Raw genomic sequence first — 19,524 nt, forward strand, 5'->3', positions numbered from 1 at the left:
TTAATACTTAGCCTAACTTTCGAATAAATATCAGAATTAATTTCACTATTTCCCTTCACTTTCTATGGTTTTTGCTAAACTAAAGGTCTAAATATAAATATTCATACTTAGGCGACGCAGCAATAATGCCAAAAAAAGTACATCAAAAAAGTATTCGAAAAGCGCTGATCAACACCATCATGATTATCACCGCTATTTGTTTAACTTTATCGGTTTCAATTTCTACCTATATGAGTGTAAATGAACAAAAGAAACTGATCATAAACAAACTCGTGATCCTCTCTGATATTGTTGCGTTTGATGCATCAGGCTCATTGGTTAAAGACGACAGAAAAACAGAAGAAAAGCGCCTAAAGTCATTTGATAAAATCCCTCTTGTTAAAAATATTCATATTTACGCCATAGAAAAATCATCGAGCAAACCTGTATTTTTTATTAGCTTTAATGCTAAAAAAACCCCGCCAGTTCCTTTGCGCGTAGACAGTATTAAAGAGCTTAGCGAGCCAAGAGTTACCAATAACTACATTGAACTAATAACACCTGTGCTTAATAACGAACAAGTGGTTGGCTACGTTTATATGCGTGGCAGCTTAGAAAGCCTAGATGAATTTATAAAACAAAAAATAATTATAGATATTTTCCTTACCCTATTTATTTTGTTTTTTGTGTACTTTATAGCGATAAAAACCCAAAAGAGTATCGCTAACCCTATTGAGCACTTAAGTGTATTACTGCAAGACGTATCAAAAAACCATAACTATGACGTACGCGCTCCAAGCACAAGTGTAAAAGAGGTTACAGCCTTATCAAATAGCTTAAATATCATGCTTGCTCGTACCCGTAAGCAAATAGAACGTCATGAAAAAGATAAACTTGAAATAAAACAACTTAACCAAAGCTTAGAAGAAAAGGTAAACCAAAGAACAATAGCCCTGCGAGAAGCAAACCAAGAGCTACTTTCTACTCTTGAGCGAATGCACCAATACCAAGAGCAAATAGTAGAAAACGAAAAAATGGCATCATTAGGACAAATGGTAGCCGGCGTAGCCCATGAGGTTAACACCCCAATTGGCCTGGGTATTACAGGCTCAACCTTGCTGCGCGACAAACTTGCCGATATTCAGCTTAGTTTTGATAATAAGTCTCTCACTTCTAACCAATTAAAACGCTTTATTGATGAAGGTATCGAAAACCTTGATTTAATTTATAGAAACCTAAATCGAGCAGCCGACCTGATCTCTAACTTTAAAAAGGTAGCTGTAATTCAAGATGACGGGGTTAAAACCCATGTAAATATCCATAAATTAATATCTGACGTGTTAATGTCGATTCAATCAGAGTTAATAACTTCCAAACCTAACGTGATGATTAACTGCCCGAGTGATTTAACAATTGAGAGTAAATCAGAGCCACTACAACAAATATTCCAACAGCTCATTTTAAACTCAGCCATACATGGTTTTACCAACAGCGAAAATAACGATATTCAGTTTGATATAGAAATAACAGGCCCACAAATAAAAATAATCTACACAGATAACGGACAAGGCGTTGATAAAAATGTCAAAAATAGGATATTTGACCCATTTGTAACCTCTAAGCGAGGCCAAGGGGCCAGTGGTTTAGGCATGCATTTAGTCTACAACTTGGTAACCCAAGCGCTCGGCGGGCATATACTGTATGACCAAGATGCTAAACCCGGTGTGCGCTTTGTTATTACAATCCCATAAAAAATGTTTAAAAAAGAATATTTATTTACGCTTTTTACTTGAATTACCATTTAATGACCTTATAGAGAGAGCATGTGATATTTCATGTTTAATTATTAAACTTGATATAATAATTAGGCGATACAATTTCTGAACTTTATTGCTTTTGCAGTATCACATACATTGATGAAAGGTTATAAAATGATATAATTCTGTTTTGAATTTGCGCGATTATTTTTTAGTACCTTTAAGCAATTGGTGGATGTATCAATTATTAAAGGAAATGGCTTCGTTTTCATAATTCAAAAAGCTGCATCCGTTATATATCATTAAACAGTAGTTTTTGCACAATGCCTTTTGGTTAGTTTGGAACACCCCTACTGTTTTATTTTTATCCAACTTGTTTTTTCTTGTTAACATTTGGGTATAATCCTATAATCTCTAGTAATCGAATTATTTAGTTAATATTCGATTTTTTGTAAATAAAATATTCCAAAAAGGTTAATTAATAATGCAAACGCCAGTCATTCTAATCGTAGAGGATGAAGACGTAACTCGACTAAACCTCGTTAGTTTATTTGAAGCTGAAGGTTACAAAGTTATTGAAGCCATTGATGGCGATGATATGCATGACAAGCTTACAAATAATGATGACGTCAATCTTGTAGTTATGGACATCAACCTACCGGGTAAAAACGGGCTGATTTTAGCACGTGAATTACGCCAAAAACGTAAAGTCGGTTTAATCTTTTTAACCGGCCGTGATAACGATGTTGACCGTATTTTAGGTTTAGAAATTGGTGCTGATGATTACATCACTAAACCTTTTAATCCTCGTGAATTGACTATACGCGCTCGCAACTTAATTACTCGTACAGCGCTAGGTGGCGAAGAGTCAGTGCTAGAAACCAACGGCGTAATTACATTTAACGGTTGGGAACTTGATGAAAACAGCCGTTGTTTAACGTCACCAAATGGTGATGCTAAGCGCCTACCTAAAGGTGAATACCGCGCGCTGCGTTTAATGCTTGATTCTCCTGGCCGTATTTTTAGCCGTGAGCAACTTATTAAGCATATGACTGGCCGTGAGCTTCGTGCTAATGACCGTACAGTAGATGTAACGATTCGTCGTATTCGTAAGCACTTTGAAAGTGATAATTCTACTTCTGAGCTAATCAGCACCATCCATGGTGAAGGTTACCGCTTTATTGGTAAAATCGACGCTTAATTAGAGTAAATCGCTTACTCTAATAATTGTAAAAAAGAATGAAGGGCACTTTGTCCTTCATTTATTTTATCTGCCAATATATCTAACCATTCTTTTAGTACCTCATCTGATTCATCAAGCGCACCGTGCTCCATCTTTTTAGCATGTAACTGTACGTCGTTTAACCCTACAGATCCCGCCGCACCTTTAAGCTTATGTGCCACCGATTTGTACTCTTCCCTATCGTTTTCGTTTAACGCGCTTTGTAGCTCTTGCTGATATTGCGGGTTTAGCTTTTCAAACAAACCACTGCTGCGCTTAAATACTTCAAGCCCCATAGAGTTTACAAAGTCTTCAATAGTTTCAACATCAAGCACACTTGCATTAATGCTCTCAAGCGCTTCTTTACTTACCGTTAGCAGTGGCTTGTCTGATTCACTTTGTTGAATATCAAACAAATCAGCGAGCATCTTATCAAGCTTTATTGTATTAATGGGTTTAGCAAGCGCCCCTTGCACCGAAATACCTTCTAGGTCTTCTTCGGCGCTACGTACATTCGCTGTAAGCGCAACAATAGGTAATTTATCAAAGTGGCTATCGGCACGTATTTGTCTTGCCACTTCATCACCATTTATATCGGGCAGTTGCATATCAAGTAGTACTAAATCAAGCTCGTCTTCGGTTTCTACAAACGAAAGTGCATCTTCACCGGTTTCGGCCCAAATCACCTCATGGCCACGCTGCTCTAACAAATTAGTCGCAATTTCGGCATTTAATGGCACATCCTCTACAAGTAAAATATATAAACCTCTACCTGCATAGCTTTGTTCAGTAGGCGCTACACATAAGCTAAGCGGTATATTTACTGTAAAGCAACTGCCTTCACCTTCTGTGCTGGTTACAGAAATAGTACCTTTCATTGCATTGACTAACGCTTTGGTAACGGCTAAACCAATGCCTGAGCCAATCGCATTTTTACCGCTTAGATCTGGAGCTTTATAATACATATCAAAAATACGCGAGAGTTGATCCTCTGGGATCCCCTGCCCGGTATCTGATATTTTAAGTTCAAGCCAAGGGCCATCGCTTCGCTCTTCACGGCTACAGGTGAGTTTTACCTCTCCTTGCTGGGTAAACTTAACGGCATTATTAATTAAATTCCATACCACTTGGCGTAGACGCGTTGGGTCTAGTAACGCATAAACGTCTAATATGCCATTTCGCTCAATTGAAAACTCAAGCTCTTTTTGCTCAGCAATTAAACCGGCAAAGTTAACTACATCATTAATAAAGTCGGAAACGTTAATAGAGTCGGTTGCTATATCTAACTGCTCTCGGTCTATTTTGTCTAAGTCTATAATATCGTTAAAAATATTACCTAAGGTTTCAGCGCTCGAAAACACCGTATTACACCAACTGCGTTGCTGCTTATTAAGCTCTGTATCAAGTAGCATTCGGGTTAAACCTACAATGCCATTTAATGGCGTGCGCAGCTCATGGCTAAGCGTTGCTATAAACTTACCTTTATCTTTATAGGCTGTTTCAAGCGCTTGTGCTGCTTCTTTACGGCTGGTTATATCACGGCCAAATGCAAGCAATCCTATGTAGTCACCTTGATCGTTTATAAACGGTAATTTACGCAGCTCAAACCAACGGTTTTCACCATTTACCATGTATTCAACATCAATTGTCAGCGCTTGATGCGTTTGCTCTACTTGTTTATCGGTTCTGAGTACCTCTGCTAAAAAGTAGCTTGGGAAAATCTGCTCCACTGTTTTACCAATTAGTTCAGCGCTGGTTTTACCCATAACCTCTTCAAACATTTTATTACAGCCGGCAAACACGCCGTTGTTATCTCGGTAATAAAATAAATCGGGGGAAGAGTCGACAATAGAGCGAAGGAGCATGCCTTGCTGAGCAAGTTCTTGTTGTGTTTTTTTACGCTCTGCTATTTCGCGGCGCAGCTCTTCAATGGCGCGATGCTTGGCATGAAACGCCATTTTTCGCTCATCTATTTCAATGTTGAGGCGGTTGATATTATCTTTTAATGTTTGGTTTAAAAGCTTTTCTTGTTTTGTTGCACTGTCTAAATAAGCATATGAGGCATCTAATTGTCTAATCGAGTTGAGTAAAATACTGATCATAAACGGAGATACAACCGCAGTAAAAAATACCACTGCTAAAATATCAACTAAATTAACCTCACCGAGTGCCACATAATAAAACATACTCGACAATATAAGCGACACGCCTAATAAAAGCGCGTAGCACATTGCCGCGGTTTTTAACTCACCAAAGCGAGTTATTAAACTAGAAAGTACTCGAGCCCAAGGGCTCAAAGAAGAATCGGTCATAGGTCAGTGTATCTCGTTACTAGGCATAAATAAAAAGTGCCTATTAATAGTCAAACGCATTTTGCAGCAGATCTTAGCATTTTTCTATTAGCTATATTCATCTTGTGCGACAAAAACAGAAAATTTTCATGTTTACTTTTGCCTACTTGTTAAACTCATCATTTCAGCAATAAATTATTTAGTGTAAAATGCTGCGCTTTATTATGACCAATAACGAGTAGCGCACATGCAAACCAATATGCCCGATATAGCTGATACGGCTCCCGCCTTACAAACAGGTAAGTTAGACTGGGTTGGTATGGGCGAAATAGAACTGCCATTTATTTTTGAATCGAAAGATTTAGCTCCCGTTACCGTTAATGCAAAAGCGCGTGCCTTTGTTAATTTGCATAAAGAAGACGCTAAAGGCATTCATATGTCGCGTCTATTTTTGGCGCTTGATTTACTCTCAACAGAGCAACAAGTTAACCCACACACTTTAGCTCAAGCACTCGATACTTTTATTACCAGCCATAAAGGGTTAAGTGACAAAGCCCAAATAGAATTTAAATTTGAGTTACCACTGCGTCGTAAGTCGTTATTAAGTGGTAAAGCAGGTTGGAAAAGCTACCCAATTACCCTAACCAGCACAATTGAAAATAGCGTAATTAGCTACGAGCTAAGTGTTGATGTAACTTATTCATCTACTTGCCCGTGCTCTGCAGCACTTGCTCGCCAACTCATTCAAAATGCGTTTAGCGAAAAATTTACCCAAGAAACACTTAATCAAAAAGACGTTTTAGCATGGCTAGGGACAACGCAGGGTATAGTGGCAACGCCTCACTCACAGCGTTCAATTGCCAACGTTAAAGTAAAGCTAGATAACACGATTAGTGAATTTGATGTAGTCAATTTAATTGATACATTAGAAGCTGAGCTAAAAACACCAGTACAAGCGGCAGTAAAACGTGAAGATGAGCAAGAATTTGCCCGCCTTAACGGTCAAAATTTGATGTTTTGTGAAGATGCAGCACGTAAAATTAAAGCAGTTCTTGAAAACGATAACTTTAGTGATTACTGGCTACAAATCAATCATTACGAGTCATTGCATGCTCACGATGCTGTTGCTATTGCCGTCAAAGGTATTGAGGGTGGCTACAAAGCCTAACAGCCGCATTACATTAATACTAAACATATACGGTAATTAACGCATAACACAAACCTTTTAGGCACGTAAATTGCTTTACATGAGCAGTGTCAATTTGTTGTTATGGAGTTACCGTATGGAATTCGCTTTATTATCAATTTTAGTATTAGTGGTTGGGGCCTCTGTGGTTGCGTCAAAATTTAGTGATAATGGCGGCAATCCCTATCCTTTTACCCGCAAACAAACCGTATTTACACAGGTTGAGGGTGCATTTTTAAATCTTTTAGAGCGTGCGGTAGGCGATCAATATAAAATTGTGAGCCGCGTCAAACTCATCGATGTAATCGACTGTAAGCAAGGGCTCTCTGCTAAATCAAAACGTGCTGCTTTAGCTAAAGCTAAAAATAAGCAACTCGATTTTGTGCTGGTTGATAAAGAAAGAATGACGATAGTGGCTGCAGTCGATTTAGTTAACAACGCAAATAAAGATGGTCACAAAGCGCAGCGCGACTGGTTTGTAAACGGTGCTTTAGAGTCAGCTGGCATTCCACATATTCGTATGAAAGTAAAATCAGGCTACCGCCCTTCTGAGGTACGCGATGCAATTATGTTTAAAATAGGCAAGCCTGCCGTGCAGTCTCCTCGCCCTACTCGTAATCGCGTAAGTAAACCTGCGGTATTGTCACCTTCTCAAGCTAAAGCACAAACCACTGCGTTAGCCGAAATTTAAAATAGAATTAAATACTCTCCTAAAAGTATTTAAAGCGAGCCGTAAAACAGCTCGCTTTTTTGTTTTTTATTGCTAACTTCACGTATAATCTACGTATTCAAACTCAGGAATCAAACACTATGAATGTTGGTATTATTGGCGCAATGGAGCCAGAAGTTAAAATTTTACGTGAAGCAATGCAAAACCCACAAGTGCTAACTAAAGCAGGGTTTACTTTTTACACCGGCGAATTAGCAGGTAATACTGTAACGCTTGTACAATCGGGTATTGGTAAAGTGGCATCAACTATTGCAACTACGTTATTAATTGATAACTTTAATCCTGATTGCGTTATTAACACAGGCTCTGCCGGTGGTTTTGATCCCTCATTGAGTGTTGGCGATGTGGTTATTTCTTCAGAAGTACGTCATCACGATGTAGATGTAACTGCTTTTGGTTACGAAATTGGCCAAGTTCCACAAATGCCTGCAGGCTTTGCCGCACACCCAAAACTTGTTGAAGCTGCCGAGCAAACTATTGCCCAAATCAGCGAAGTAAAAACCTTAGTCGGTTTAATTTGTACGGGTGATTCATTTATGTGTGACCCAGTACGTATAGATAAAGCACGCAGTGACTTCCCTACAATGCTTGCGGTAGAGATGGAAGGCGCATCTATTGCACAAACGTGTTATGCACTAAATACCCCATTTGTGGTTATTCGTTCTATGTCTGATATTGCCGGTAAAGAGTCACCGCAATCATTTGAAGAATACCTAGAAACGGCATCAATCAACTCATCAAAGATGGTTGTAGCATTATTGGAAAAACTAACAAAAGTTACGCTGTAAATGCTAAGCAATATTGTTCAAAACCATTTGGACTTTATTGCCTTTTTTGTAGCGCTCATTGCTGAGCGCTTTTTTCCGTTAAAAAACTGGTATCACCCAAATACAGTATTAACCGCTGTTTTTAGTGCGATAGGAAAACGGGTTTATAAACCAAGTGAACCTAAAAGCTACCTTTATTTAGCCGCCACTCTTGCCAGTTCGCTAGTTTTAAGCGTTATTCTTATTATTATTGTGTTACTGCTTGAATTTGCCTTTTATCCTGAGCTGCTCGCAGGTCTTATTTTATATTTGTGCCTTGAAAGCACAGCAATTGAAAAAAAAGCACTACGTGTTGCAAAGTTAGTAAAACAAAACCAAAAATCTACCGCGCGAGAGCTCGTAAAGCCATTGCTTGCCAGAGAAGTAAACAAGCTCTCAGCGCCAGGTATAATTAAAGCCTTAATTGAAAGCTTAATTTTACGAACTGCTCGCAATTACTTTACCGTTATATTTATATTTTTATTACTTGGGCCAATTGCCGCCTTAGCGTATCGGCTACTCACTTTAATGCAGCAAGCGTGGCGCGCCGATATCTCACCTAATAGCCACTTTTTGAAACCGCTGAAAATACTTTTATTTGTAATCGAATTTATCCCCGTACGCTTACTTGCATTAACCATTGCCGCAAGTAAAGCCAGTAAACAAAGCATGCATTACATAAAGCACTATGGCAGACACTTTTATCAAACAAATACCGGGTGGGTTTTAAGTACGTGCTCGGCATCTCTTGGCGTACAACTGGGCGGCCCTGCAGTTTATTTTGGTAAGCGTTTTAATAAAATGCGTATTGGGGCCGAGAGACTGCCCAAACCCGAAGACCTCCCTGTGATCATAAATAGATTAAATCAAGCACGTGCATTTTGGCTATTAGTTATTATCAGTATTGAGATATTAAAGCTGATTTAGCAGCCAAAATACAGGCACAAAAAAACCAGCCTAAGCTGGTTTTTGTCGTTTTAACTGCGCTTACGCTACAGTAATGTTGGCAAACTTACGTTTACCTACTTGGTAAATAGCCGTTGTGCCTTTTGCTACTTCAAGTTTTGTATCAGTGATTTTATCTTCACCGTTAAGTTTTACTGCACCTTGCTTAATCATGCGCATTGCTTCAGAGGTACTGGCTACTAAATTAGCTTCTTTAAGTAAGTTAGCAATTAAAATACCCTCATCTGCAATGGTGATTGTCAGCTCAGGGATTTCATCTGGCAGCGCTTTTTTCTGAAAACGTTTGATAAAATCGTCATGTGCAGCTTGTGCATCTTCTTCACTGTGAAAACGTGCAATTAACTCTTTCGCCAGTTCAATTTTAATATCACGCGGGTTAGTGCCCTGCTCTACCCGTTGCTTTTGCGCTGCAATTTCTTCGATTGATAAGCTGCTTAGTAAATCGTAGTAGCGCCACATAAGTACATCGCTAATCGACATTACTTTACCAAACATATCGTTTGGCGCATCAGTAATACCAATGTAATTACCTAGCGACTTAGACATTTTTTGAACGCCGTCAGTGCCTTCAAGTAATGGCATCATGAGTACTGTTTGCGGTTTTTGGCCTTCTACTTTTTGAAGCTCGCGACCCATTAACAGGTTAAAACGTTGATCGGTTCCACCAAGCTCTACGTCTGACTCAAGTGCTACCGAATCCCAACCTTGTACTAGTGGGTATAAAAATTCGTGAATGGCAATTGGCTGACCACTGCCGTAACGCTTTTTAAAGTCGTCACGCTCTAGCATACGCGCTACAGTTTGATTAGCTGCAAGTTTGATCATACCTGCGGCGCCGAGGTTTTCCATCCACTGAGAGTTAAAGGCAACCGTTGTTTTAGCTGGGTCTAAAATCTTAAAAACTTGCTCTTTATAAGTCTCAGCATTAGCAAGTACATCTTCACGAGTCAGTGGTTTACGCGTTACATTTTTGCCTGTTGGGTCACCAATCATGCCGGTAAAGTCACCAATTAAGAAAATTACCTCATGACCTAAATCTTGAAAGGTTTTCATTTTGTTAATTAGTACAGTGTGGCCTAAATGTAAATCTGGCGCGGTAGGATCGAAACCCGCTTTAATTTTTAGCTTTTTGCCCGACTTTAGTTTTTCAACTAATTCATCTTCAATTAATATCTCTTCTGCACCGCGTTTTATCTCTGCTAGAGCGGTTTGTAAATCCACTGTGTATTACTCCAAAATTCTGCCAACGAAGGGGCAACTAGATGACTTGCTACATAAGGGTTTAAAACAGATTTAAACCAAAAGCACTTATGTTGCTAACATAACAAATTTCTACCTAATTAAAACAATTTTTTATGCGAATAATGCAACTAAACTCAATAAGTTTAGTCTCACTGTGTTAGGCAATTAGAAATGGTGTTTAAAAGCCGATTTTAGCGCACTTTAAAAGCAGTTTAAATCGATAAACTGAAACGACTATAAATTGCCATTTTACTAACATTTGCGGGGCTTTTAGCTTTATTTACTAGTATTCGTACCTTATTACGTATATCCTGCATTAATATCCATTTTATTTTCACGACAGCAGAAAAGGCACGTTATGGTTCACGTGGTTAACACGCTTCCCAAAAAACACAAATTGCTTATTCTAGGTTTGGTTTCTGCTATTGTTGGCTTAGCCTTTCTTCCTTCAGAAAAAGCGACTGCATCCAAAGACAATAGTGCAAATGCACTAGAAATTGGTAAGCGTTACGAGTTACAAGTTAAAGTTGAAGACAACGAAAAATTAACTGAATTAAATTCACCAGAAGCAGCAGAAAAGCTGCCAGAATACGACTTAGTCGATCATCAAGTTAAAAACGGTGATAATTTAGCAATTATCTTCAAGCGTGCTGGTTTTTCAGCGCAAACACTTCACAAGCTAATAAACACCAATGCTGAAACACGCAAACTAACTAAAATTCACCCAGGTGAAATACTCAGTTTTGCAACAGCAGAGAACGGTGACTTAGCGCAGCTTCGTTATGTTATTTCAAAAACAGATACTTTGTTTGTTACCTTAAATGACGAAGGTAATTACGACACCTCAATAGATAGCAAAGAAATTGAAACATTGAGCAAAACAGCCGGTGGTGAAATTTCTAGCAGCTTTTGGACCTCAGCAATTGCTGCAGGTTTAAGCGAGCGTCAAATAATGAACTTTGCTGATATATTTGGTTGGGATGTAGATTTTGCCAATGATATTCGCAAGGGCGATCAATTTGGACTAATTTATGAGTCGCATTATGTTGATGGCGAATTTATTGGCACAGGTAAAATTATTGCTGCAGAATTTATAAACCAAGGCCAGCGTTATGCAGCTATTCGCCATACCGACGGAAATTTTTATACGCCTGAAGGGCGCAGCATGAAAAAAGCATTTTTACGTGCGCCGGTAAACTTTAAATATATTAGTTCTAGCTTTAACCCTCGTCGCTTACACCCAGTTACAGGGCAAGTAAAAGCGCACCGAGGTATTGATTACGCAGCACGTACAGGCACACCTGTTGTAGCCTCGGGTAACGGTAAAGTAATTAAAGCAGGTTACAGTAAGTACAATGGTAACTACGTATTTATTAGCCATGGCACGCAGTATGTAACTAAGTACTTACACCTTAACAAGAAGCTGGTTAAAACAGGCCAAAAAGTTAAACAAGGTGACAAAATTGGTACCGTGGGCTCTACTGGTCGTGTAACAGGCGCACATTTACACTACGAATTTTTAGTAAATGGTGTACACCGTAATCCTAAAACCGTTAAGTTACCTAAGTCTGAGCCATTACCACGCTCTGAACTTGCTAAGTTTAAACCTATAGCTGAAAACTTTATTGCACAGCTTGAACGCAATCGCGAACTACAGCTAGCACTTAAGTAATGTATAAGTTATAGATAATATAAAAGCCTTTGCAGGTTTACCCTGCAAAGGCTTTTTTGTATACGCTATAAACCATTAATACATCAGTACATAAATAAGCTGTACGACTAAAGAAACCATAACCAGCGGCCAAATATATTTGCTGTATTTAGTTGCGCCATCCAACCCCATTTTACCTTGGTATTTTTCAAGCAAGGGTATAAGCACCGCTAGAGCGATAAACAAGCTAATTAAAATAACAAATATATTCATTCCTAAACCTTATTTATGGTAACTCATGGCCTTTGGCACTTACATACAATGCATACCAATGCTCGCGACTCAACTGCACGTTTAGGGCATCGCATGAGGCTGTAATACGCTCAACGTTCGTTGTGCCAATAATAGGCTGTATCATTGCAGGGTGGCGTAGTAACCAAGCTAAAACAATTGCCTCTGGCGTGGTATCGTAAAGTGCAGCAAGCTTATTGACTAGTATGCTGGTGTTAATATCAGCTTGCGATGCATTTGTTAAATTGCCACCTGTATATAGCCCTTGGCATAAACTTCCCCAGCTTTGTATTTGAATATCAAAGTGGCGGCAATACTCAATACTACCCGGTGTAAAGTTAAGGTCTTTTCCGTCTGCATTACCGGCATACACGCCTTCATCAACAAATTGGTGTTTTTGTAAACTTGCTTCAATTTGGTTAGCCACAATAGGCATATCTAGGGCATGTTGTAAAAAGTTCATTTGATGCTGCTGCATGTTTGATACCGCAAAATTACGTACTTTGCCGCTTTCTTGTAGGCAGCTAAACACTTGTGCTATTTCTTCTACTTCCATTAGCGGATCAGGGCGATGTAGCATAAGCACATCGAGGTAATCGGTGTTTAAACGCTTAAGTGAGCCTTCAACTGACTCTTCAATCCATTTAGCCGAAAAGTCATAACGCTTAGGGCCTTTATCATCTTCGAAGCGTATACCGCATTTAGATTGAATATACATGTGCTCACGCAGCTCTGGTCGCTCACCAAGTGCTTGGCCAAATACCTGCTCGGCTTTGCCAAAGGTATAAATATCGGCGTGATCAAAAAAATTAATACCGCCGGCTATGGCTGCATCAATACACTCGTGAGTTTGTTTTAAATGCTCTTTAGTTATGGCGTCTTTATTCCAACCGCCGCCTAGGCCCATACAGCCAAAAACGAGTCTACTAACATGAGGTAAATATTTTGCCAAAGGGGTGTTAAGCATGGTGACTATCCTTATTAGTGTGCATAGCCCTCACTGTAAACAAAAACACGGTTGCAAACAAACTTTAATATGCACTGTTTTATAGGCATAAAAAAAGCGCAGTAAACTGCGCTAATCGGTTGGATTAAATCCTAAATACTAGCCAACAAGCGCCAGTAATATACCCGCGGCTACGGCACTCCCTAGTACCCCAGCTACGTTTGGCCCCATAGCATGCATAAGTAAAAAGTTATGTGGGTTATTCTCAAGCCCAACTTTGTTAACTACACGCGCCGCCATCGGTACTGCCGATACACCCGCAGCACCAATTAAAGGGTTAATAGGTGTTTTAGAAAGCTTGTTAAGGCCTTTTGCCATAAACACACCCGATGCTGTACCAATAGCAAAAGCCAGCGCGCCCAGTACTAAAATACCAATAGTTTCTACTGTTAAAAAGTCATCTGCAGCAAGCTTAGAGCCAACCGCCAACCCTAAAAATATAGTCGTTATATTAATAATTTCGTTTTGAGCACTGTTACTCAGCCTATCTACAACACCCGACTCACGCATTAAATTACCCAAACAAAACATACCTACTAGCGGTATTGCTGCGGGTAAAAACATTGCTGTTGCAGTAAGCACCATAAGTGGAAAAATAATTTTTTCCTTTTTAGACACTTTACGCAGCTCTGGCATTTTAATTTGGCGCTCTTCTGGCGTTGTGAGAGCACGCATAATTGGCGGCTGAATAATTGGCACAAGTGCCATATATGAATATGCAGCCACGGCTATTGCACCTAGCAAATCAGGGGCAAGCTTTGATGCTAAAAATATCGCCGTTGGACCATCAGCACCACCAATAATCGCAATAGCCGATGCATCTTGAAGCGTAAACTCAAAACCCGGAATAAAGTTAAGTAAAATTGCGCCAAATAAGGTCGCAAAAATACCAAACTGAGCTGCCGCCCCTAGTAACAACATGCGAGGATTTGCTATTAGCGCACTAAAGTCAGTCAGCGCGCCAACCCCCATAAATATTAATAGCGGAAAAATACCGGTATCAATACCCACATAGTAAACTGAGTACAAAAGCCCACCAGGCTCTGAGAGCCCTGCAACAGGAATATTAGTTAATATCGCGCCAAAGCCAATTGGCAATAAAAGCAGTGGCTCAAAGTTTTTAGATATTGCTAAAAACAATAATAAACAGCCTACAGCAATCATTATCAAGCCAGGAAACGTAAAGTTAGCAATGCCGGTAGCATGCCAAAGGTTTAAAAGACCTTCCATTAAAGCTACTCCTACGCCATCGCTATAATTGCGTCGCCCGTTGTCACAGCATCACCTTCAGATACTAAAACTTCGGCAACAGTGCCTGAGTGCATTGCACGAACTTCGGTCTCCATTTTCATCGCTTCCATAATCACAACCACATCGCCTTCATTTACGGCTTGGCCTGCTTTTACTTTGACTTTAAAAATATTACCTGCCAGTGGTGCATTTAGTGTTTCACCTGAGGCAACCGATGCTGATTGCGGTAAATGCTCAGAATCTTTAAGCACAACCTCTTTAAGCTCACCACCTTGCGCAACCACAACATCGTAAACTTTTCCGTCAACTTTAACGCTGTATTGCTCAGCGCTAACCCCTTTGTTACTTGCAGGTTTGGCAGCTGGCTTGGCGTTTGAGTCATCAGCGCTTGGCACGGCTTCAAAGGCATCGGGGTTGTTACGGTTTTTAATAAATTTAAGGCCAACTTGTGGGAATAACGCATAAGTAAGCACGTCATCTATTTGTTCATCAGCAAGTGTTAAACCTTGCTCTTGCGCTTCTTTTTGTAGCTCAGCTTCAAGCGACGCAAGCTCTGGGGCTATCTTATCTGCAGGGCGACACGTAATTACATCCTGACCATCAAGCACTCGCTCTTGCAGCTCTTTGTTCATAGGTGCGGGTGTTAAACCATACTCGCCTTTTAAAACACCGGCGGTTTCTTTGGTAATTGTTTTATAACGCTCACCCGTAAGCACATTTAATACCGCTTGTGTGCCTACAATTTGCGATGTTGGAGTAACTAGCGGGATAAAACCTAAATCTTCACGCACGCGCGGAATTTCAAGTAATACTTCATTTAGCTTATCTGCTGCGCCTTGCTCTTTAAGTTGGTTTTCCATGTTGGTTAACATGCCACCTGGCACCTGCGCGAGTAAAATACGACCATCAACACCTTTAAGGCTCCCCTCAAAGGCAGCGTACTTTTTACGTACATCTCTAAAATAAGCGGCTATTTCTTCTAGCTGATTTAAATCAAGTTCGGTATCGCGAGCCGTGCCTTCAACAATCGCTACAATGGTTTCTGTAGCTGAATGACCGTAAGTCATACTCATTGAAGAGATAGCTGTATCAAGCATATCAATACCTGCATCTATGGCTTTTTGATATGTCGCTGTACTTAAGCCAGTGGTTGCATGACACTGCATAGCAATAGGGATAGAGACGGTTTCTTTTAGGCCTTTAATAAGTTGCTCTGCATCGTATGGTTTTAATAAGCCTGCCATATCTTTAATACAAATTGAGTGACAACCTAAATCTTCAAGCTGTTTAGCAAGAGTTAACCACATCTCAAGGGTGTGCACGGGGCTTACCGTATAAGAAATAGTGCCTTGCGCGTGGGCACCTACTTTTACAGCCGCTTTAATTGCAGTTTCTAAATTACGTACATCATTCATGGCATCAAAAATACGAAATACATCTACACCATTTTTATGGGCACGCTCTACAAACTTTTCTACCACGTCATCGGCATAGTGACGGTAACCCAATAAATTTTGCCCGCGTAATAGCATTTGCTGTTTAGTATTGGGCATTGCTTTTTTAAGGGCACGAATACGCTCCCAAGGGTCTTCACCTAAATAACGAATACACGAGTCAAACGTAGCGCCGCCCCACGACTCAATAGACCAATAACCGGCATCATCAAGTTTGCTAGCAATAGGTAGCATGTCATCTAAGCGCATACGGGTTGCAAGTAGTGACTGATGAGCATCGCGTAAAACAAGTTCTGTTAATTTTAATTTAGCCATGTGTGCCTCTTATTTATTATTTGATTTGTACTGAGCAATGGCAGCACTAATAGCAGCGATGTGCTCGTTAGGCACACCTTGAGATTTTAAAGATGGTGATTTAACCGGTATTGCAACTTCAGCCTCGTCAAAACGAGCAACCAAGTTAGACATGAGTGACACAGCACCAATCAATATTGAAAGAAATACAAACACGCCCACCATGCCCGTAAGCATCAAGCTACCTGCGGTTGTGAGTACAGCTCCTATATCCATTTTTCTCCCCCTGCACTATATAGCGGTATAAAAAACCGCTTTATTTAAATAATTATTCACCGAATGATAACAAAACTTTTAACTTTGTCTACCATCTGTCAATTGGTAAAACCAATTAAAATTAAACTAACATACAGTCACAATAGTTAACATAGCTAATACAGGGTTAAATTGGCTTAGATATAGATGATAAAAATAACCGTTATAGGCAAAGGTTATATGGTTAAACTCAAAAAAACTTAAAAACCATAAAAAATAGTAAGTTAAACGGCAGGTAAAAAATCAGTTTGGGCTAAAATGTAAATTGGTCTTACCAAGACTGGTAAAGAAGTGCACAAAAAATATTTATTTTTTTACTGTGTTTACAAGAGTGTGAATAAGTTACATCGTTAAACGTAAAACTTACCAATTCTAAATTTACAACTTCCGCTCAAAAAACCATAACATATTGAAAATTAATAAAATTAAACTCTGGCACGCAACTAGCATTATTACTTTCGAACGAATTTAATAACCAAGGAGAAAACAATGTTACGCTGGACAATTACATTTTTAGTTATTGCTTTAATCGCTGCAGTGTTAGGTTTTGGTGGTATCGCAGGTGCCGCAGCTGGTATAGCAAAAATTATATTCTTTATCTTTTTAGTACTTTTAGTGATTTCTTTAGTTTCAGGTGCGCTGCGCGGTAAATCGCCTAGGTAGCTACTAACATACTTAAAACACTAAACAATCAACATATACAAGGAATTACATTATGAACTCAACAACTTTAAAAGCAGCACTAATCGCCGTATTTGCAGGTTTCTTTATGATGGGTTGTGAAGACAACCATGCAGAAGAAGCAGGTGAGCGTATTGATGAAGCAGTAACTGACGTGCAAAACTCTGTTGAAGATGCATGTGAAAACGTAAAAGAAGGCGTTAACGCAGAAGAAACTAACTGTTAATCTGTTTGGTAACGTAAAAACGGCTTTTAATAAGCCGTTTTTTTGTGTGCTAATAAAAAAGTGGCCTCTAACGCTTATAATGCATAGCCTACATTTACGGGTGTGATTTTTACGCTAGCTTGTTAAAATAACGAAAACCATTACTTATTAGCAATTATGGCACTCACCACCACTTACACACTTGATAAACCCTACTACTACGAATGCTTTGACGAGTCCCACTCTTACAGTAAAGCAGCAAAGCCAAAATACTTTTTGCTGGCATTACTGGTGTGCTTAGGTTTAATTAGTATTTACGCTATTGACGATCATTACCTAGGTACATTTTTAATAATGCTGGGTGTATTAGAATGCGTTGCCTTTTATTACCGCAGGCCTTGGTGGGTTACGCGCCAAATGCTTAGCCGTGCTTCGGGATCAACGGTTACTCTTTCGTTTACCGATGACGCTATTAGCACCGAGAACCACTATAAAAGCCATACATTTAAGTGGGCAGAAATAACCCATATTATAAAAACCAACCGTGGCTACTTAGTGCACCATAATAAAGGTATGCAATATATTTCTAGCAGTGTATTAACCGAAGAGATGCGCAACTTTATAAACAAAAAAGCCACTCTGTGAGTGGCTTTTGGTATAGCTAAGTGCATTACTCAGCTAAGTATACGTGTTGATTAAGCATTGCCCGGATTAGGGTTAGACTTTTCAGCTTGTATACGCATGTAAATCTCTTCACGATGCACTGAAACGTCTTTAGGTGCGTTAACACCAATTCGAACTTGATTTCCTTTAACACCTAATACAGTAACAGTTACTTCGTCACCAATCATTAGGGTTTCACCTACTCTACGAGTTAGTATTAGCATTCTCTTGCTCCCATGTTCCAATAAATTATAAGATTCCGCTTGACCATTTTAATGAAAAATTGATTGAAAAGTAAGTAAAAACTCCCAAACTATCCATTTTCTGTTAAAAATTCTGAGTGTAACGCTCTTACTGCTAGTTCTAAATACTTCTCGTCTATTAAAACCGATACCTTGATTTCAGACGTCGATACTAAAACTATGTGTATGCCTTCTTGCGCCAATGCATCAAAAAATTGATGCGCTACACCGCTGTGAGACTTCATTCCTATACCAACAGCCGACACTTTTGCAACGGTTGTATCACTAGAAATGCTATCAGCCTGCAGATTTACCTGTTGTTGAGTGAGTAAATCGTGTGCTTGCAAATAGTCATTTGAATGCACAGTAAAAGCATAGTCTATTTTTTCAAAGTTATGATTAACTTGACTAATCATATCTATTTCGATGCCATTTTCTGCAAAAAGTTTCAAAATTTTTGTAATAGAATGAACACAGTATGGTACGCCATGTACCTTTATCAAGCATTCGTCACGATTAAACGCAATCCCCGACACAACCTTAGTTGGCATATCGCTCTCCTCAAAACTTATTAGCGTTCCTTCATCGGGCTTAAAACTCGAAAGCACCCTTAGCGGCATTTTATGCCTGCCTGCCGACTCAACAGCACGAATATGCAATACTTTTGCGCCTAAGCTTGCCAGCTCTAGCATTTCGCAAAACGTTACATGGCGCATTCGCTGTGCGTTTGGTTCTACACGAGGATCAGTAGTGTATACGCCATCAACGTCGGTATAGATCTGACATTCGTCGGCTTTTATCGCCGCGGCAATTTCTACCGCAGAGGTATCGGTGCCACCGCGTCCAAGGGTTGTAATATTGCCCTCTACATCGCGCCCCTGAAAACCGGCAATAATCGCAATCCGATTATGCTCAAGCTCATGCTTTAAACGCGTCGCAGCAACCTCTTCAATACGGGCTTTACCAAACATGTTATCGGTTTGAATATTAACCTGATCGGCTAGTAGGCTTACAGCTGAATGGCCACGCTTTATAATAGCCATAGCAAGGAGCGAAACAGAAACCTGTTCTCCTGTGCTAATAAGTACGTCTAATTCTCGGCTACTCGGGCGAGTATCTATTTGTTTCGCGAGGTTAATTAAGCGGTTGGTTTCTCCCGACATGGCCGAAAGAACCACAACCACTTGATGCCCTTGCTGCTTAGTTTTAACAACAAGGTCGGCGACCGCTTCTATTCGCTCAATAGAGCCAACCGAAGTGCCGCCAAACTTTTGGACAATAAGTGCCACGTA

At 39.7% G+C, this 19,524-nt stretch carries 19 protein-coding genes; 10 read left to right on the forward strand and 9 right to left on the reverse strand.

What is annotated here, in order from left to right:
• Positions 1-125 precede the first annotated feature (125 nt).
• Together WDB87_RS15000 and arcA are read left to right on the forward strand one after the other, a co-directional pair.
• A complete protein-coding gene (locus WDB87_RS15000) occupies positions 126-1,730 on the forward strand; it encodes a HAMP domain-containing sensor histidine kinase (protein WP_286246209.1) in 1,605 nt (534 codons plus the stop codon).
• Between the two features lie 490 nt (positions 1,731-2,220).
• Positions 2,221-2,937 (forward strand): two-component system response regulator ArcA, encoded by a 717-nt coding sequence (gene arcA, locus WDB87_RS15005; protein ID WP_004587530.1) that lies wholly within the window; start codon positions 2,221-2,223, stop codon positions 2,935-2,937.
• Positions 2,938-2,951: 14 nt separating this feature from the next.
• On the opposite strand, the gene arcB is transcribed toward arcA, so the two are convergent.
• On the reverse strand, positions 2,952-5,270 hold the full coding sequence (gene arcB / locus WDB87_RS15010; protein ID WP_286246208.1) for an aerobic respiration two-component sensor histidine kinase ArcB: 2,319 nt from the start codon (positions 5,268-5,270) through the stop codon (positions 2,952-2,954).
• Positions 5,271-5,496: 226 nt separating this feature from the next.
• Here arcB and folE2 point away from each other — a divergent pair, with 226 nt between their 5' ends.
• From folE2 to WDB87_RS15030, 4 genes are all read left to right on the forward strand, one after another.
• Positions 5,497-6,417, forward strand: coding sequence for a GTP cyclohydrolase FolE2 (gene folE2 / locus WDB87_RS15015; RefSeq protein ID WP_337850302.1), 921 nt, complete (start codon positions 5,497-5,499; stop codon positions 6,415-6,417).
• A gap of 115 nt (positions 6,418-6,532) precedes the next feature.
• Positions 6,533-7,126: a DUF2726 domain-containing protein gene (locus WDB87_RS15020; protein WP_337850303.1), complete on the forward strand. Its 594-nt coding sequence runs from the start codon at positions 6,533-6,535 to the stop codon at positions 7,124-7,126.
• A gap of 119 nt (positions 7,127-7,245) precedes the next feature.
• On the forward strand, positions 7,246-7,953 hold the full coding sequence (gene mtnN, locus WDB87_RS15025) for a 5'-methylthioadenosine/S-adenosylhomocysteine nucleosidase (protein WP_286246205.1): 708 nt from the start codon (positions 7,246-7,248) through the stop codon (positions 7,951-7,953).
• Complete coding sequence (locus WDB87_RS15030; RefSeq protein ID WP_337850304.1) at positions 7,954-8,898, forward strand: cobalamin biosynthesis protein CobD/CbiB; 945 nt, start codon at positions 7,954-7,956, stop codon at positions 8,896-8,898. It begins immediately after the preceding gene.
• 60 nt (positions 8,899-8,958) lie between these two features.
• Here WDB87_RS15030 and tyrS read toward each other — a convergent pair whose 3' ends face one another.
• Positions 8,959-10,158, reverse strand: coding sequence for a tyrosine--tRNA ligase (tyrS, locus tag WDB87_RS15035; RefSeq protein WP_286246203.1), 1,200 nt, complete (start codon positions 10,156-10,158; stop codon positions 8,959-8,961).
• A gap of 379 nt (positions 10,159-10,537) precedes the next feature.
• On the opposite strand from tyrS, the gene WDB87_RS15040 reads away from it, so the two are divergent.
• Positions 10,538-11,851, forward strand: coding sequence for a peptidoglycan DD-metalloendopeptidase family protein (locus WDB87_RS15040; protein WP_286246202.1), 1,314 nt, complete (start codon positions 10,538-10,540; stop codon positions 11,849-11,851).
• A 75-nt stretch (positions 11,852-11,926) separates the two neighbouring features.
• Here WDB87_RS15040 and WDB87_RS15045 read toward each other — a convergent pair whose 3' ends face one another.
• The 5 genes from WDB87_RS15045 to WDB87_RS15065 all read right to left on the reverse strand — a co-directional run bounded on the left by WDB87_RS15045 (position 11,927) and on the right by WDB87_RS15065 (position 16,402).
• Positions 11,927-12,103, reverse strand: a complete 177-nt coding sequence (locus WDB87_RS15045) for a hypothetical protein (protein WP_286246201.1) — start codon at positions 12,101-12,103, stop codon at positions 11,927-11,929.
• Positions 12,104-12,116: 13 nt separating this feature from the next.
• Positions 12,117-13,088 (reverse strand): aldo/keto reductase, encoded by a 972-nt coding sequence (locus WDB87_RS15050; protein ID WP_286246200.1) that lies wholly within the window; start codon positions 13,086-13,088, stop codon positions 12,117-12,119.
• Positions 13,089-13,226: 138 nt separating this feature from the next.
• The gene (locus WDB87_RS15055) at positions 13,227-14,357 is read right to left on the reverse strand and encodes a sodium ion-translocating decarboxylase subunit beta (protein ID WP_286246199.1); all 1,131 of its coding nucleotides are present in this window, start codon (positions 14,355-14,357) and stop codon (positions 13,227-13,229) included.
• 11 nt (positions 14,358-14,368) lie between these two features.
• Positions 14,369-16,147, reverse strand: a complete 1,779-nt coding sequence (oadA, locus tag WDB87_RS15060) for a sodium-extruding oxaloacetate decarboxylase subunit alpha (RefSeq protein WP_337850305.1) — start codon at positions 16,145-16,147, stop codon at positions 14,369-14,371.
• Between the two features lie 9 nt (positions 16,148-16,156).
• Positions 16,157-16,402, reverse strand: coding sequence for an OadG family protein (locus WDB87_RS15065; RefSeq protein WP_024031602.1), 246 nt, complete (start codon positions 16,400-16,402; stop codon positions 16,157-16,159).
• A gap of 528 nt (positions 16,403-16,930) precedes the next feature.
• Here WDB87_RS15065 and WDB87_RS15070 point away from each other — a divergent pair.
• The 3 genes from WDB87_RS15070 to WDB87_RS15080 all read left to right on the forward strand — a co-directional run bounded on the left by WDB87_RS15070 (position 16,931) and on the right by WDB87_RS15080 (position 17,972).
• Entirely contained in the window at positions 16,931-17,104 is a 174-nt protein-coding gene (locus WDB87_RS15070) for a DUF1328 domain-containing protein (protein WP_002961939.1), read from the forward strand.
• Between the two features lie 52 nt (positions 17,105-17,156).
• Positions 17,157-17,348 carry a hypothetical protein gene (locus WDB87_RS15075; RefSeq protein ID WP_004587517.1) on the forward strand — a complete coding sequence of 64 codons (192 nt, stop codon included), beginning with the start codon at positions 17,157-17,159 and terminating at the stop codon, positions 17,346-17,348.
• A 156-nt stretch (positions 17,349-17,504) separates the two neighbouring features.
• Positions 17,505-17,972, forward strand: coding sequence for a YcxB family protein (locus WDB87_RS15080; RefSeq protein WP_337850306.1), 468 nt, complete (start codon positions 17,505-17,507; stop codon positions 17,970-17,972).
• A 50-nt stretch (positions 17,973-18,022) separates the two neighbouring features.
• Here the strand turns inward: WDB87_RS15080 and csrA are convergent, their stop codons facing one another.
• The gene (csrA, locus tag WDB87_RS15085) at positions 18,023-18,214 is read right to left on the reverse strand and encodes a carbon storage regulator CsrA (protein ID WP_004587515.1); all 192 of its coding nucleotides are present in this window, start codon (positions 18,212-18,214) and stop codon (positions 18,023-18,025) included.
• Positions 18,215-18,303: 89 nt separating this feature from the next.
• Complete coding sequence (locus WDB87_RS15090; protein WP_337850307.1) at positions 18,304-19,521, reverse strand: aspartate kinase; 1,218 nt, start codon at positions 19,519-19,521, stop codon at positions 18,304-18,306.
• Positions 19,522-19,524: the final 3 nt, after the last annotated feature.

The organism is Pseudoalteromonas sp. C12FD-1 (assembly GCF_037414265.1).
Taxonomy (GTDB): Bacteria; Pseudomonadota; Gammaproteobacteria; order Enterobacterales; family Alteromonadaceae; genus Pseudoalteromonas.